Origin of the sequence: Bartonella sp. MU37NMGALS, from assembly GCF_042194015.1 — a bacterium.
Taxonomy (GTDB): Bacteria; Pseudomonadota; Alphaproteobacteria; order Rhizobiales; family Rhizobiaceae; genus Bartonella; species Bartonella grahamii.
In genome coordinates, this window is sequence record NZ_JBHIML010000009.1 from 24,074 (window position 1) to 41,465 (window position 17,392).

At 39.6% G+C, this 17,392-nt stretch carries 10 protein-coding genes and 1 pseudogene; 4 read left to right on the forward strand and 7 right to left on the reverse strand.

Going from position 1 to position 17,392, the window contains the following annotated elements; all coding sequences use genetic code 11:
- Positions 1-596 precede the first annotated feature (596 nt).
- Positions 597-2,216: a bifunctional phosphoribosylaminoimidazolecarboxamide formyltransferase/IMP cyclohydrolase gene (gene purH, locus ACFIJP_RS06210; RefSeq protein WP_375626018.1), complete on the forward strand. Its 1,620-nt coding sequence runs from the start codon at positions 597-599 to the stop codon at positions 2,214-2,216.
- A 350-nt stretch (positions 2,217-2,566) separates the two neighbouring features.
- On the forward strand, positions 2,567-2,719 hold the full coding sequence (locus ACFIJP_RS06215; protein WP_273787606.1) for a DUF1127 domain-containing protein: 153 nt from the start codon (positions 2,567-2,569) through the stop codon (positions 2,717-2,719).
- A gap of 914 nt (positions 2,720-3,633) precedes the next feature.
- Here the strand turns inward: ACFIJP_RS06215 and ACFIJP_RS06220 are convergent.
- From ACFIJP_RS06220 to htpX, 3 genes are all read right to left on the reverse strand, one after another.
- Complete coding sequence (locus tag ACFIJP_RS06220; protein ID WP_375626324.1) at positions 3,634-5,379, reverse strand: heparinase II/III family protein; 1,746 nt, start codon at positions 5,377-5,379, stop codon at positions 3,634-3,636.
- A 64-nt stretch (positions 5,380-5,443) separates the two neighbouring features.
- Positions 5,444-6,808: an RsmB/NOP family class I SAM-dependent RNA methyltransferase gene (locus ACFIJP_RS06225; RefSeq protein ID WP_375626326.1), complete on the reverse strand. Its 1,365-nt coding sequence runs from the start codon at positions 6,806-6,808 to the stop codon at positions 5,444-5,446.
- 47 nt (positions 6,809-6,855) lie between these two features.
- The gene (gene htpX / locus ACFIJP_RS06230; RefSeq protein ID WP_375626328.1) at positions 6,856-7,902 is read right to left on the reverse strand and encodes a zinc metalloprotease HtpX; all 1,047 of its coding nucleotides are present in this window, start codon (positions 7,900-7,902) and stop codon (positions 6,856-6,858) included.
- 83 nt (positions 7,903-7,985) lie between these two features.
- Here htpX and ACFIJP_RS06235 point away from each other — a divergent pair, with 83 nt between their 5' ends.
- On the forward strand, positions 7,986-8,201 hold the full coding sequence (locus ACFIJP_RS06235) for a DUF1674 domain-containing protein (RefSeq protein WP_375626329.1): 216 nt from the start codon (positions 7,986-7,988) through the stop codon (positions 8,199-8,201).
- 135 nt (positions 8,202-8,336) lie between these two features.
- Here ACFIJP_RS06235 and rpsP read toward each other — a convergent pair whose 3' ends face one another.
- The 4 genes and pseudogenes from rpsP to ACFIJP_RS06255 form a co-directional block, all read right to left on the reverse strand.
- Complete coding sequence (rpsP, locus tag ACFIJP_RS06240) at positions 8,337-8,711, reverse strand: 30S ribosomal protein S16 (protein ID WP_273787601.1); 375 nt, start codon at positions 8,709-8,711, stop codon at positions 8,337-8,339.
- 16 nt (positions 8,712-8,727) lie between these two features.
- Positions 8,728-9,056 (reverse strand): annotated as a pseudogene (locus ACFIJP_RS06245) (chorismate mutase).
- Between the two features lie 24 nt (positions 9,057-9,080).
- On the reverse strand, positions 9,081-10,649 hold the full coding sequence (gene ffh / locus ACFIJP_RS06250; RefSeq protein ID WP_375626291.1) for a signal recognition particle protein: 1,569 nt from the start codon (positions 10,647-10,649) through the stop codon (positions 9,081-9,083).
- A 230-nt stretch (positions 10,650-10,879) separates the two neighbouring features.
- Complete coding sequence (locus ACFIJP_RS06255; protein WP_375626027.1) at positions 10,880-11,536, reverse strand: carbonic anhydrase; 657 nt, start codon at positions 11,534-11,536, stop codon at positions 10,880-10,882.
- A gap of 273 nt (positions 11,537-11,809) precedes the next feature.
- Here ACFIJP_RS06255 and ACFIJP_RS06260 point away from each other — a divergent pair, with 273 nt between their 5' ends.
- Positions 11,810-16,519, forward strand: a complete 4,710-nt coding sequence (locus ACFIJP_RS06260; protein WP_375626029.1) for an NAD-glutamate dehydrogenase — start codon at positions 11,810-11,812, stop codon at positions 16,517-16,519.
- Positions 16,520-17,392: the final 873 nt, after the last annotated feature.

A 17,392-nucleotide genomic window follows, 5' to 3' on the forward strand; every position in this document is an offset into this window, starting at 1 on the left:
TTATACCATCCACAAAAGATTTACGCGACATTCTTTAAAAAACCATTATAAAATGAGGGTTTATTCATTAAAAATGTAATGCCCAAAAATGTGAAGCAATGCATTATCTCCACTCTATAAAAAATTCACTCTTAAAAACATTGTCATAAACGCTTTTGAAAAACATAAAGCCAAATTTAAAAATAATAGGAAAGATAGGCACTCATTTTTGCCTTTATAATTTTATATTCTTGCTTCATTAGATTGTTTCCCATTTCAGAGATTAATCCAATTCATATACGCAATACTTTTGCCTTCATATAGTATAAAAGCTAATATAGCAGAGAATATACGGACGCATTTTTTGTTTCAAAAGTGCTATGAAGATGAGATGTTGAGTTATAAGCAACAAAAAACATTTAATTTCTCAACGAGACTTTTATACCTATCATCACACCTCAAATGAGAGGTTTTTACAGGATAATAGAAAAAGGTGAGTATCCTATATTCTAAAAAGACAGTTTATCCTTTCAGTGTATTTTGCTAAAGGCTTATGCTATAAACGTATAAGCGTGTTTTACTAGAATTTTAACTCTTTCATTTTTAAGGCTTCTGTTATGGGTGTTGTTGCCAAAAATTTTCCCATACCTGATCTTCATCGGGTTCGTCGTGTTCTCTTTTCTGTGTCTGATAAAACGGGTGTGGTTGCTTTTGCACAAGCCCTCCATGCTACTTACAATGTTGAATTAATCTCAACAGGAGGAACAGCCAAAACCCTCATAGCGGCTGGTTTACCCGTAAAAGATGTTGCTGAAGTTACTGGATTTCCTGAAATAATGGATGGGCGTGTAAAAACACTCCATCCTTTGATTCATGGTGCTTTGTTAGGGGTAAGAGAAGATCCTAGCCATAGGGAAGCTATGGAAAAGAACAGCATTCATGGAATTGATCTTTTGGTGGTGAATCTTTATCCTTTTGAAGAGACGATCCTATCGGGAGCCGATGGACAAACGATTCTTGAAAATATTGATATCGGTGGACCGGCGATGATTCGCGCCGCGGCAAAAAATTATGCTTATACCGGTGTTGTAACAGCGATAAAAGATTATGATTCGATTCTAGCTGAATTAAAGCAGCATAATGGGTGTTTAAGCTTATCTGTGCGTCATCAGCTAGCAATGCGCGCTTATGCACACACGGCTGCTTATGATACGGCAATAGCATCGTGGTTTGCACGGGATTTAAAAATTGAAACTCCATCGTGGCAGAGTTTTTCTGGTCATCTTGAAAGTGTTATGCGCTATGGAGAAAATCCACATCAACAGGCAGCATTTTATCGCAATAATGAAAAACGTTTTGGTATTGCAACAGCAAAACTTTTACAAGGCAAAGCGCTTTCTTATAACAATCTGAATGATACAGACGCAGCCTTTGAACTTGTGGCAGAATTTGATCCGCAAAAAACCGCTGCTGTCGCTCTTATTAAACATGCCAATCCTTGTGGTGTTGCGGAAGGAGAAAATTTGAAAGAAGCTTATTTGAAAGCTCTTATGTGTGATAATGTATCGGCATTTGGTGGAATTGTTGCTTTAAATCAACCCCTTGATGAGGAATGTGCTGAAGAGATTGTTAAAATTTTCACAGAAGTGATTATTGCTCCTGATGCCACAATGGCGGCACGTGAAATTATTGCCAAGAAAAAAAATCTTCGTTTGCTCATTACAGGTGGAGTTCCTGATCCACGCTGTGCAGGACTTCTTGCGAAAACACTTGCAGGAGGCATTTTAGTGCAATCGCGTGATAACGTAGTGGTTGATGATCTTAAATTGCAAGTAGTGACAAAGCGGGCACCAACTCAAGATGAAATGCGTGATCTTCAATTTGCTTTTCGTGTAGCAAAACACGTTAAATCAAATGCTATTGTATACGCGAAAAATAGCGCAACAGTTGGAATTGGAGCCGGACAAATGAGCCGCATCGATTCAGCAAAAATTGCTGCAAGTAAAGCAGCAGAAAGTGCCCAAAGAGCAGGCTTAACAGAAAATCTCACAAAAGGATCGGTTGTTGCATCAGATGCATTTTTTCCTTTTGCAGATGGTTTATTAGCAGCAGCTGAAGCAGGAGCAACAGCAGTTATTCAACCAGGAGGCTCCATGCGTGATGAAGAAGTTATCACGGCTGCTGATGCGCAGGGTTTAGCGATGGTTTTTACAGGAACACGACACTTCCGCCATTAATAATTTTACTAATTTCCTCTTCATATGAGACAAATGTTTCAAGGAACTGTTCATAATCATCATATGACTATTGATAACTGTTGAAATGGAAGCAGTTATTCAATCCAAAGAATCTACTCGTGAAGAAGTTTATCACCACAGAAAATGCACATAATTTAATCATTATTTAGGGATACTATATTGTCGTTGTTAATATTTTTAATGGTTTCCCTTTCACATGAGCAAAATGTTAAAAGGGTATTATTTTGTATGTAGATGCATACCTGTTATGATATTATAACACAACTCTTTTTAGTAATATGCTCTATTCTTAAACCTAAAGAGTGAAATGAAAAGTTTGAGTAGAGGATATGAATATTCTACGTTTTTATAGTAATTGGCGCCGTTATCGTCGAACCGTTAATGCATTAAGTTGTCTTTCAACATATGAACTCAGCGATCTTGGAATTTGTCGAGGTGATATTGATTCGATTGCACGGCGTTATTCGCGTAAATCTTTATAAAAGTTATTTGAAGCATTTGAGAGAGTGCTTTGCTATGAAAAAACACGCATTTTGTGGTTTGTTATTATGACTTCATTTTTAGTATAATAACAAAGAGCGGAGGGGCTGTCTTTTTCGGGCGCTGCTATGTATTGTTTCTTGAATTTTCAGTGCTTCTGTGATGTATAATATTTGATTAATAATTTAGCGTTATTCATATTGAATTAGAACCCCGAATACCGAAGATTCTCCCATTCAAAATCTATGTGTGTTGAATCAACCAAAACCATTCGCTTGCACGTTACAAGCGGGGGGTCCTGTGTGGATAAAAACTATTAAGAAAATTCTAAAAATGCCTCTTATGAACCATCTCTAATGCTAAGAGCTTGTTACAAATATTGGGCACTATAAATAGTGTGATAGTGCCGAATTGCTCCTTGCGTAAAGATGAGGTGCTTCATGGATTTACCGTTATACCCATCACAGACATCGTCGCGAAATAGGCTTGGAAGTATTAAGGGATTTTTCTTTAATATAAGTCCGTGAATATGCAATAAATAGCGCTCTGTTTTTTGTGAGGAACGTAACCCTATTAATGCAACTCTCTCAGAGAGAAATATTGATCCCAACAGCACACTTAAGAACTTATCGAAGATAAGCAACAGCTTTATTTTCTCTCCGCATCTTTAAAGAATGAAGATCCTTAACCAGTACTCATCTGTCAACAATGGTCTGTTAAAAACTCTTTTTTCGGGAGCCAATCCCTCTCTCTTAGCATCACCTCATGAGATTCTATGAGCAAACCTTGCCTAAAAACATCCAACCTATACTCTAACAAAATGCTTCATGTATAAAATTTATATGATCTTCAAATTTTGAGAATATTACCACAATAAACGATGATGTTTTGCGCCACGAAGATAAAACGCAATATACTATGGGTTGGAACAATGTTCTGATTTTTTATCAAACGCTTTACGGATAAAACGCCAACGAACTTTTTCCTGAAATGCAGGACGAAAATATAAAACAATCTGTTGTGTCCGTTGTGGACCTGTTAATTCTGCAAAATCAATCGAATCTTCAAGAAAAATATCTGCATCAGGCGATATAAAATACCATACTTGTTCGCTCTTCACGTTCTCGTTCTTTACGGCTAAACAGACACGTTTGCCATCATAGTTAACTTCAACTTGTGGATGAAGATGAAACCGAACAGCAACATGATTTTGTTCATTTTGCACACTCTTGTGTCTCTTTCCCCCTTTATTTGGCATAAAAAAGCGATCAAAACCTTCGATCATATCTCCATTTGTCGCCAAAATAACACCACGCTCATGAATAAGATTAAAAGGTCGCACATAACCATTATGACTCGCAATAAAACCCGTCTTCTCTGAATCCTCTATACGGCGCACTTGAACTTCCCTGGGTCCATCAAACAAAAATGGCGCGCCATTTTTCTTTTTATGATAAAAAGCACCCACTGAACAATCATTAAGCGTAGCTGTTGAATGTGCTGCAGTAACACGCCCTAAATGTCGATAATCTTCCCGACCATCAGGATTAACACCAGTATTGATAATAAAACGGTGCCCTTGTGAAGACATTTCAAAAGACAAACACCCCGAACAAGCCTGCTGTGCTACAAAGCGGGGTGGAAACTTTCCTGTATCTGCAAGCACTGTTGTTTGATTGGCTTTTAAGCGCTGAAATCCTGAATAACGGGCATAACTAAAAGGATGCCCTCCTGTTTCATCAAGCTTCAAAAGGGACGATAACCGTTCCGACACAAGGGGACCAACCCCATTAAAATGAGCCAACGTTTGATCCTCATGGATAAAGAATCGTAAAGCTGGCAACATACGCTCAACAGAATCAATCAAAATACGTGGTGCTGTTTCATTGCTACGCATAAAAAGATGCCGTAACGACAATAAATCCGATAACAAATTCAGCAAAATAACAGGACTACGAGAAATATGCCCACCATCAACTAGGATTTGACGGGAAAGCTCTTTTATAAGTGTGGTTTGTACCTTTTTTTTCACTGCCACAGAAACAGGCAAAGCAAGAGATGCGAACGTCAAAGCCGCTGCTGCTTGTAAACGTCGGTCATCATGCTCCATACTGCAAATTGTTACGCGCAAATAACGAAATTGCAAACCAAGCGCACGTAAAAAGCGTTTTTCAAACCGTTCACTTGCCCCTTCTAACAACATTTTCGAATGACAAATCCATGAAATCAAGCGCCGCGCCACAACAGGACCACTCCAAGCAAGCCCTTTTACCTTCTTTCCAGCATGGTCAAACCAATCTTCTAAAAGAGAGCGTGCATGTGCAGAAGCTAAATCACTTCCTGCTGCCTCCATATGGCGCAACCAATGAAAATCATGTAGAGCTGCTTCCCATTCTAGCGTTGGTGGAACCAATGCAAACGGCGAAACAGCACCAGAATGAACAATGTGACCAGCAAAAGCAAAACGACCATGATAAAATTCATGCGCCATCATAGGGTCTGCTACATGCAAATCCATGGGATGCGCTAAAATTTTATGAGGACGAAACCCTGAAAACCGCCAACGAAACAATGGTCCAACCCATAAACGCCGCATAATATTCTGTATCGTATCGATACAGGCTGCCACTTTTACCTGAGGAGCTTTTACCGCAACCGCCAAAATTTCATCTCCATTTATGCTGAATCAAATACAATTTCGACCATTTTTGTAAATGAAGCGTTAATTAAGCAATTTTTCGTAAGCGCGCAGCAAAAAAACCATCCATTCCTAAAAATACGGTTTTCTCAGCATCAAAATTTTTATGACAAAAATCCGCAGGCGTTGTACGTAACATCCCCCCACAAAGCAAATGTGCCAGTGCTCCCATTTCCCCTGGATAAATAGGTTCTAAAACAATGTCATTGCGTGTCGATAAAATTTTTTCAATAAGATCTTCACCTTCTTCTCTTGCCAATGAACAATTGGAAAAAATAATCCGTCCCCCCACCTTTACCAAGGAAATTGCTGCGACAAGTAAATCATTTTGCAACGCCGCTAACTTGATGATATCATCCCTCGATTTCGTCCATAAAATATCTGGATGACGACGGATCGTTCCAGTAGAAGAACAAGGAGCATCAAGAAGAACCGCATCAAAAAGCTGTGTGGGATGGAAATTTCTCACATCACCCTGCCAAATGTGAACTGAAAAACGAAGCCGTTCCATATTTTCTTTTAAACGCTTTACGCGGTTAGCAGAAAGCTCAATTGCTGTCACCTCTGCCCCTTGTAAAACCAATTGTGCTGTTTTTCCCCCAGGACTCGCACAAAGGTCAGCAACTCGTTTACCCCGAAGTGTTCCTAGTAAACAAGCAGGCAACGCTGCAGCGAAATCTTGAACCCACCAAGTTCCTTCACTATAGCCTGGTAAATCAGAAACAGAACTCTCCAGACGATTTAATCGAACAGAACCATTGGGCAACACCACACCGCCAAGCCTTTTAGCCCATCCAACACTGTCAAATTTCACTGTCAAATCGAAAGGGGGTTCCACACTTTGAATTGCTATAATCTGATGCGCCTTTTCTGTTCCATAAGCTGATATTAAAAGCTGTCCAAACCACGCTGGCACACCTTCAATGGTAGGAACTTGTTGACGTAAAGGCTCTGCCTCACGTGCAACATTGCGCAAAAGAGCATTCACCACCCCTGAAAAACGGCGCATTCGAGGATCAAGTTTCGCCACACGCACAGCTAAATCAATAGCCGCATGATCGGGAATATCAAGATAAAGAATTTGTGCAACACTGATATGCAAAAGATGCTGAAGTGAAAGTGCTTGTGAAGGCAAAGGACGCGCCAAAAAGCGTGAGAGAGCCGCCATAATCTGCCCTCGATGACGCAATGAAGCTGTTAAAATAGCCCGACATAACAAACGATCTCGCTGTGAAAGCTTTAAATATTGTGGATGTCCGTGTTCATTATCCGTCAAACCAGACAGAGGCGTGTACTTATCAACTACTGCCCCCAAAAGACGCACACACACCTGTCGAACAGCTAACCCTGGAACATTTTTTTCAGACACATGCCCCGCTTTTTTGTGTTTCAAAACACCACCTTTATATCACTATTTCCTTAAAAAATCCCTCAATAACTCTATGAACGAGATCTTTTTGAATTTTCATAACGGAGCCAAGAAGGACGCTTTGTAACACGCTGAAAAGGACTGTTTTCTTGCTCACCTAATGTATGAGCCTGACCACTATGAAAATCCGCATAGCTCATCCCGCTGCTTTTTTCATGTATAGCGTCTTCTTTATTCCATCCCACACTTTTGGCAAGAGCCCCTTTCATCTCTTCTGCTTGCTGATAAAGAGCAGCAATACGATTTGCAGTTGCTGGATGTGTCGAAAAAAGACTGTCCGCTCCCTCACCGCTCAAAGGATTAATAATAAACAGATGCGCGGTTGCTGGATTATGCTCTGCTTCTTCATTATATACCCCACGTCCCCCATCAGCAATCTTACGCAATGCCGAAGCCAACCATAAAGGATTACCACATATTTCAGCCCCTCTCCGATCCGCAGCATATTCCCGCGTACGGCTAATCGCCATTTGCACCAGCATCGCTGCAAAAGGTGCCACGAGCAATGCAATAAATCCTCCAATTGCCCCAGCGCCATGAGAATCTTCTGAAGAGTTCCGCGGTCCTCCCATAAAGAAAGCAAAATTACCAAGCATTGAAATTGCCCCTGCAATCGTCGCGGTTAGAGTCATTGTTAAGGTATCACGATGCTCAATGTGTGCAAGCTCATGCGCCATAACGCCGGCAATTTCCTCTGAACTCAACCGCTCTAACAACCCAGTACTTGCAGCAACAGCAGCATTTTGCGGATTACGTCCCGTCGCAAAAGCATTTGGCTGTGCATTCTCAATAACATAAACCTTTGGTTGAGGAAGAGAAGCCCTTTGTGCTAAATCGCTTACAATCTTATAATAAACTGGTGCTGAATGCTGATCAACTTCACGCGCCCCGTACATGCGTAAAACGATTTTATCCGAATTCCAATAAGAAAAAAAGTTTAAACCACTTGCCATCAAAAGAGCAATGACCATGCCACCGCCCCCTCCAACAAGATAACCAACTCCCATAAAAAGAGCAGTTAAAAAAGCCAAAAGCATGGCTGTACGCATTATATTCATTACTCAAAAAACTCCATGATAAAAGTCAATCAATATTATATGATGGTGTTTTCTTTCTGCTTCTTCAATGGAATAGGTGTAAAATGAATAAAAAAGATGAGAATACAAGCAAAAAAAACGCAACTGTCGTTAAACAGCAATCTCTTTCTCCCGCAGCACAACGCGCCCTTAAAGAAGCTGAAGAAAGGCGAAAAAGCGCAGCAAAAAAAGAACAACCTTCAGAAAACGGCGGACGCGGCGGAAAAGACCCTTCCCGCTATGGAGACTGGGAAATTAAAGGCCGCGCTATTGACTTTTAAAACCATTGATTTTTAAAAAACCAGCGCTGTTTAAACAAGCCACTTTTTAAAGAAAATCCGTTTTTGATAAACAAAAACGGATAATATTTATTTTTCTAAAGCTTTTAAAGACACGTTGATAAACAACCATGCTTCTTATGCTGAAGCAGATTCTGCTTCAGCCGCTGCCGCTGCTTCTTCTGCCGCTTGCTTTGCTGCTGCTATACGTTCTTGTGCTTTTTTACCCGGTTCACCTTTATGTGGATTATTACGAGTTGGACGCTTTTTCAAGCCAGCTGCATCTAAAAACCGTAAAACGCGATCTGTTGGTTGAGCCCCTTGCCCAAGCCAATATTGGATACGTTCTTCATTAAGTTTTACCCTCGGTCCATCTTTAGGCAACATTGGATCCCATGCACCAACACGCTCAAGAAACCGCCCATCGCGCGGACTACGAACATCTGCAACGACGATATGATAATAAGGACGTTTTTTTGAACCTCCACGGGACAAACGAATTTTCAATGCCATATTTTATCTCCTATTGTCAGCTCTGGCTTTCGTTTAAATTGACTTTTTTGTTTTTTGCTCTTCAGCAATAACTTCATGATGACTCACAACTTCTTTAATAATAAATTTTAAAAATCTTTCAGCAAAATCAGGATCAAGATCACTATCCATAGCCAATTGCCGCAAACGCTCTACCTGATATTGCTCACGCAGAGGATCTACTTTAGGCAAATCATAACGCGCTTTTAAGCGCCCAACAGCTTTCGTACAACGAAAACGCTCTGCTAAGATATGAATCAAAGTTGCATCAAAATTATCAATAGATGCTCGTAAATGTGCTAATTCTTTTAATACTGTTTCCTGCATCATATTCCTTTCCCTCTTCACATCTTATTTTTTCTTAGGATGCTGAGGAAATTTTCCCCTATCGGCAATGCCATTGGAAAGACCAGGAAATATAGGTCCACGCTTGGGAAGTCCGGGCAAGAACTTCTCTCCATTACCATTTTCAATTTGCTTTTGAAGCGTTGAGAATTGCTTTGGATCCAATCCTGACAAATCAGGCATAGCTGGAGAATCCCCCCCCAAATTTCCCATACCACCAAAACCCATTTTGGAACCAAGTCCTCCCAACATTTTTCCCATCAAACCACTTTTTCCTTTACCACCCATGGCTTTCATCATATCAGCCATTTGGCGATACATCTTTAAAAGTTTATTAATATCAGCTGCCGTTGTACCAGATCCCTTAGCAATTCTCTGTTTGCGGCTATGTTTTAAAAGCTCTGGATTCGCCCGCTCTTGCAGTGTCATAGATGAAATAATGGCCAATTGACGATCAAACAAACGATCATCAAACCCCGCAGCCGCAATCTGCTCTTTGACCTTCCCCATTCCTGGCAACATGCCCATAATACCGCCCATTCCACCCAGTTTTTTCATTTTCTGCAACTGTTCTGCAAGATCATTCAGATCAAATTTTCCGGCTTGCATTTTTTTTGCAAAAGCAGCAGCTTTCTCATGATCCATTGTTTCAGCAGCTTTTTCAACCAAAGAAACAATATCCCCCATTCCGAGAATACGATCAGCAATACGACTGGGATGAAATTCTTCTAAGGCATCTATTTTTTCACCAGTTCCAATTGCTTTAATTGGTTTACCTGTAACAGCACGCATAGAAAGAGCAGCACCACCACGCCCATCACTATCCATCCGTGTTAAAATAATCCCTGTAATCCCTACACGCTCATCAAAAGAACGAGCAAGATGAACGGCATCTTGCCCCGTCAAACTATCAGCCACCAACATAATCTCATGAGGAAGGGCACATGCTTTAATTTCAGCCAATTCAAGCATCAAAGCTTCATCAATATGATTACGTCCTGCTGTGTCAAGAAGAAGCACGTCATAACCACCTAATTTAGCAGCCTGCACGGCACGTGATGCAATATCAACAGGCAGCTGACCCGCAATAATAGGCAAGCTTGCAAGTTTTGCCTGTTCTCCCAATTGGCGCAATTGCTCCTGTGCAGCGGGACGGCGTGTATCTAATGACGCCATGAGAACTTTTTTATTATGCTTATCAGTAAAACGTTTTGCAAGCTTTGCTGTTGTAGTTGTTTTTCCGGAACCTTGCAAACCAGTCATCATGATAACAACTGGAGCTGGTGCATTTAAATCACTCAGAACGCTTTCATTTCCAAGAATATGAACCAATTCATCATGAACAATTTTAACCACCATTTGGCCTGGTTTAATTGATTTAACGATTTCGGCCCCAACAGCTTTTTCCCGAACCCTATCGGTAAAAGAGCGTACAACATCAAGAGCAACATCAGCTTCCAATAAAGCGCGACGAATTTCACGCAGCGCCTCTACAACATCCTGATCCGATAAAGCGCCACGTCCCGTCAAATGAGACAGAATAGAACCAAGTCGCTCTTGCAAGGATTCAAACATCATTTACCTCATTGTTGCATAACAAACAAACCAAAATAACATCCGAGAACGCATCGCGCCGTCGGATGTTGACCTCTGAGATCTCTTTATACCCTTAAACTGGGGTCTCAGTCGGTGGCTCCAAGTTAATTTTGTCACTGAAAGCTTGCTCCTTCAAACAATAAAACCCCAGCTTTGTCAAGTTTTATCATAAAATGTCTTTTTATACGAAGAAATAAAAACAGCAAATACTATACTTCAAAACTTTCAACTTCAACACGCATAAAACAACCTGTTTCCTGTTCTATACTCCATAATTTTCCGCTAGAGATATCAAACCAAACCCCATGCAATGTCAAAAAACCTTGATCTTTGCGAAGCTTTATCCACGGAAACGTCTCTAAATTTCTCAACGAATGGCGAATAGAAAGCTGCTCTAATGCCGTCTGTTTTTCTGGCCACGACAGCGACTTATTATTCAAAACGATTTCTGCTGCTGGTGCTAAGAGACTTATCCATTGACCAATAAAATCATTTGATGATAAAGATTTATATGTCTCATTAAGAGCAGTACGAATGCCTCCACAATGGGCATGACCAAAAACGACAATATGTCTCACCTTAAGCAATTGCACAGCATATTCAAGAGCTGCTGATGTTGCGTGATATTGGTCATCAGGAGAAAAAGGAGGAACCACATTCGCCACGTTGCGCAAAGTGAAAATTTCCCCTGGCTTAGCATCAAAAATCATTTCTGGTACTGCACGCGAATCACAACAAGCAATGACCAAAACTTCAGGTTTCTGCCCCTCAATCGCCAATTGCTGATAATCTGCTATTTTATATAAAAAATGATTGTTTATAAAGTTTTGGTAACCACTTAAAAGTCTTTCTGGTAAACGCGCCATTCTCTCTTTACTTTTGCTTCTTTTTTTACTTTCATTTTGTATATTTTAAAAAACAAACTATTAACATACAAAAATACTAAAAGTGCCCTTTCCTTGAAGCAAAATATTTCTTTAAAGTACAAAATATTACTAAAAAACAGCAAAAACAAACTCATTCTTTCCAAATAAAGAGCTATTTTCTTCAAGAAGAAGGTGTTACAGTATACAAAAATATAATGGTCTGCTTTTAAAAAGAGAAGAGAAGACCCCTAAGAGCAAAAAGGGAGAGTGAATGTGTTGCAACAAAAAAAAACAGAAACAAAAAACACCCAAGATAAAATAGAAGAAATCCTTTTTGCTCAAACAGATGAAGAAGATATTGTTTATTACGAAAATAAAGAACTTCAAAAAGCCGCAGCCATCGCAGTAAAAGCTTTTAATCTCCATCAGACGGGAAAAAATACTATCTACTTTGACCAAAATTTGACCCGTAATAACAAGCCTATAACCGCCATCACGCTTGTCAATGATAACAAACCCTTCCTTCTCGATTCTATTTTAAATGTTTTCAATCAACACAAAAACCATATCTATTTAATTGCGCACCCTATTCTTGATTGTACTTCTGGAAAACGCATCAGTCTGATGCAAATTCACATCGAGTCATTAAACAAACAGCAAATACAAAAACTTGAAAATGAACTCATCTTAGTTCTTGAACAGGTTAATGCTGCTGTACAAGACTGGAAACCTATGCTTGAAGAAGTTAAAAAGCATATTCATGCCTACCAAATAAGCCTTCCCCCGCACTACAAACAAGAAGGTGAAAAGGCTATTGAATTTCTTCACTGGCTAATGGACGATAATTTCATTTTCCTTGGTATGCGCACTTACAACTTCATCAAAGACCAAAAACCCCTAAAATCCTTTACAGCGAGTAATATTGAACTTGGTATACTCACGGATGCTTCTATTCATATTGTTGACGATGAAAGTATGAAAGAACCTCCTCAAGAAGTTTTATCCTTCATGGAAAGCGATAATCTGTTTATCGTGACAAAAGCTAACAGTCGCTCCAAAATTCACCGTTCTGTCTGGCTCGATTATATTGGTCTTAAAATATTTGATAAAGAAAAACAACTCTGTGGAGAATTACGCATTGTAGGGCTTTTTACCTCCTCAGCTTATACACGTTCTATTTTGCAAATTCCTTTCTTAAAAGAAAAAGCCCAAACTATTATTCAACGTCTTGGACACAATCACGCCGATTATTCAGGAAAAGCACTCGTCAGTGCTTTAGAAACCTATCCAAGAGATGAAATGTTTCGCTCTGATGTTGATACATTGACAGAAAACACTAAACTTATTCTACAATTAGATGAGCGCCCACGTTTACGGGTTCTTGCCCACACTGATTCTTTTGGGCGCTTTGTTTCTATCCTTGTCTACGTACCGCGTGACCAATATAGCAGCAGCCTGCGTGAAAAAGTTGGCGAACATTTTGTTGAGCTCTATAAAGGCGACTTTTTTGAATCTTATCCGCTATTTTTGGAAAGCACCCTTATACGTGTCTATTATATCATCCATCGCAAAGGAAACGAGACTGTTCCCCTTCACGAGCGCTCCACACTTGAACAACATGTACGTTCGATTGCACGAAGTTGGGAAGACAGCGTTCAAGCCATCGCTCTTACTCAGAAAACAACAGAGCAACAAACACGTCTAGCCAGCGAATTTCCCAACAGCTATCGTGATTTATTTTCAGCTGAAGACGCTATTAACGATGCAGGACATATTTTAAATCTTCATGATGAGAAGCCCCTTTTCGTGAACTTTTATCACACACAAAATAAAGAAAAACGTACTATTTCTCTTCGGCTTTTTCACCGCCATGAAGCTCTTGCCCTTTCCAAACGCGTACCACTCCTTGAAAACATGGGGTTTCGCGTTATTGCCGAACAAACCCTTGAATTACCAGATGGCTATGGGCACTCTGTGTATCTTCATGATATGCAGCTGGAAAGTACTTTCCAGCTCTATATCGATTTTGAAAAAAACGGTCAAAAACACGCCGAAACCTTTGAGGCAATTTGGGCACAAAATGCTGATAATGACGCTTTTAATGCACTCACCCAAACAGCTGAACTTGATTGGCATGAAATTGTTATTTTGCGCCATTATGGGCGCTATCTCCAGCAAGCTGGTATTCCTTATTCGCAAGATCGCGTTGCCCAAACTTTAAATGCTTATCCTGACATTACCCAAGATCTTTATGCTTTATTTCATTTAAAGTTTCACCAAAGCCATACAGAAAAAGAACGGGAAAAAAGCCAACAGGTTATTCAAAAGCGTATTGGAGAAAAATTACGGAAAGTGTCTGGTTTAGATGATGATCTCATCTTACGCCGTTATTGCAACCTTATCGATGCGAGTTTACGAACGAATGCCTTTACGCCTCTTGACGATGGAAGTCCACGGCGTATTTTAGCCACCAAATTAAATCCGCGCCAAATTGAGGATTTGCCTGAACCACGCCCTTACCGAGAAATTTTTGTTTATGGACCGGAAGTTGAAGGGGTACATTTGCGTTTTGGACCTATCGCTCGTGGTGGCATTCGTTGGTCTGACCGCGCATTAGATTATCGTACCGAAGTCCTCAGCTTAGTCAAAGCCCAACAAGTTAAAAATGCAGTTATCGTTCCTGCAGGTGCAAAAGGGGGTTTTTATCCCCATCGGCTTCCCCAAACAAATGACCGTGCTCTCATTATAGAAGCAGCACAACAAGCTTATACAGACTTTATCACAGCTTTGCTCTCAATCACAGACAATCTAATTAACGGCAAAATAAGTTCTCCCCCCAATGTCATCTGTCATGATGACCCTGACCCCTATTTTGTTGTCGCAGCAGACAAAGGAACAGCAACTTTTTCTGATACCGCCAACGCCATCAGCCAAGCAAATCACTTTTGGCTCGATGATGCTTTTGCCTCTGGAGGCTCAGCAGGTTACGACCACAAAGCCATTGGTATTACAGCCAAAGGTGCATGGGAAGCTGTCAAAAGACATTTTAGAGAAACATTTGATCAGGATATTCAAACAACGCCCTTCACCTGTGTCGGTGTTGGAGACATGTCTGGCGATGTCTTTGGTAATGGGATGCTACTTTCCAAACAAACAAAATTGATTGCCGCTTTTGATCACCGCGATATCTTTATTGATCCAGATCCAAGCATAGACGAAAGCTATGCAGAGCGTATGCGCCTTTTTAAACTTCCTCGCTCCAGCTGGCAAGATTACGATCAAAGCAAATTATCAAAGGGCGGTGGTATCTTCTCACGAAAAGAAAAAACCATTACTCTCTCACCTGAAGCAGCACAAGCCATTGGTTTCGAAAAACAAACAGGAACACCCTTTGAAATTATATCTGCTCTTCTCAAAGCCCCTGTTGATCTTTTATGGTTCGGCGGCATTGGTACTTATATCCGCGCAGCAACAGAAAATGATGCCCAAGTAGGTGATCGTGCGAATGATGCGATACGCATTACCGGAGAGCAAGTGCGTGCAAAAATTATTGGCGAAGGGGCTAATCTTGGTGTTACACAACGCGGACGGATTGAATATGTCTTAAATGGTGGTCGATGCAATACGGATGCCATTGACAATTCTGCTGGTGTGAATTGTTCTGATATTGAGGTCAATCTCAAAATTGTTCTTGCATCAGCACTACGTGCCAAAACGTTAACCCGCGAAGATCGCAATAAGCTCTTGAAAAAAATGACACCTCAAGTCGAGCAACTCGTTTTGCGCAACAATTATCTACAACCCCTTGCTCTTTCTTTGGCGGAAAATCAAAGCACTACTGATTTGCCCTATCAAATACGCTTTATGCACGATTTGGAACAAAAAAAGCTTCTAGATCGTAGAGTTGAAATACTCCCTGATGAGCAAATTTTACGACAAAGAACAACCCAAGGCAAAGGTCTTCTCCGTCCAGAACTCGCTGTTATTTTTGCATATGCTAAATTAACCTTAAAAGAAGAAATTGCTAATAGCCCCATTGTTGATGATCACTATTTCAATACAACCTTGCTGAACTATTTTCCAACACAAATTCAAGAAAATTTTAAGAAGGAAGTCATTAACCATCAATTGCGTCGTAATATTATAGCAACGCTGATTGCCAACGATATTGTAAATCGTGGAGGCCCCACTTTTGTTAATAGACTACACGATGCAACAGAACAAAAAGCTGAAAATATTATTCGCGTTTTCATTGCCATTCGCGATGGTTTTGAAATTCCTCAATTGTCTGAGCAAATTGATAAGCTTGATAATAAAATACCCGGTCTTGTCCAAAACAAATTCTACGCAGCAATGACCCCAATGCTCTTTGAAACAACCAGTTGGGGTTTACACAACATAGATCTCTCACGTCCATTAGAAGAAATCGTAAAAACAATAAAGCAAGCCCGTAGCATTATTGAAAAAGAGCTTATGCATTCTCACGACAACGATATTAAGCAAAAGATTGAGGAAAAAGCATTACACTACAGCGAAGAGGGAGCACCAAAAGCATTAGCGAAGCAATTAGCTCTCTTAGAAGCTGCTTCAACAATCTGTGATATTTCTTTAATTGCAAAAAAAAGCAACAGTGATCTTATTAAAACCGCAGAGATCTATTTTTCACTTGCACAAATCATTCGTATAAACCGCATTAACGAAGCAAGTCGTATAATTCCTGTAGTAGATTATTATGATAGTATGGCTTTAAGCCAAGCCAAAGAAAATGTTTCTGAAAGCTTACGGCAAATCGTTATGAAAATCCTCAAAAATTATGGAAAGAAAAAAGATCCTTTTGACACTTGGAAAAAAACAGAAGAAAATCATATTCACAACATTACAAACCGCATTAGTGCCCTTATTGAAAATGATCTCAATATTTCTCGTTTTACTTTTGCAGCAGGATTGATTTCTCAACTTCAAAATACTGGCTTTAAAACCTAAAGCAGATACAAAACAACCCATTCAATCTCCCGTTCTATCCATACATGACTAATTAGTAAGGGAAGAACGGAAGCGCTATCCCGCATTTTGAGACAAAGCGCTTAAAATAAAAAATAAATTCAAATTTTACTGTCAAATATCCTTCAACATAAAAATATAATATATTGATTTACAATCATAGTTTTATTATTTTTATGTTGAAGGAGAAGCTGATATTCTAAGTTTTTCTTATTTCAAGTCTGTTTATATTCAATCAATTAAACGCATTGCCCCTTGCATATTGCAAATGAGAAAAGCGTATAGATAAAAAACATTAAAGAAAGAACTAAATGCCCCCTTCTAGCTTCTTACTCCATAAACGAAAAGATGGTGGTGCTTAATGGCTTTATCATTATACCATTCATAGGCAACATCGTGAAATAGAAAGCACTGAGAAATATTTTTTTAACAAATGCGTAAATATGCAATACAAATATATTCTGTTTTACGTGGAAGACATATGGCTGCATTAAAAAACATCAGAAACAAAAGGATATGCTTAATCCATTATTTAAAAGATATGACTGTAACTGCTTTTGAAATACGTGAAATCGAATAAAAAACGACAGTAAAAACGGACGTCCATTCTCCTCTTTACAACTTCATATTCTCATCCAACTAAGCTGTTTTACCTATTTCAAAGGTCACTCTAAACAGACATCTGCAATATGCTCAAAATTCCATACATAAAGAAAAAAGGTTCCTAACACGGCACCACACTACCTGTATAAAAAGGCAATTCAGCATACTTTAAAATGCCACTTTTTCCACACAAACACTGTTGCTATATGTAGTTTGACATAAGATTTTGTACTAAGTGAAAAGAGGTGGGAT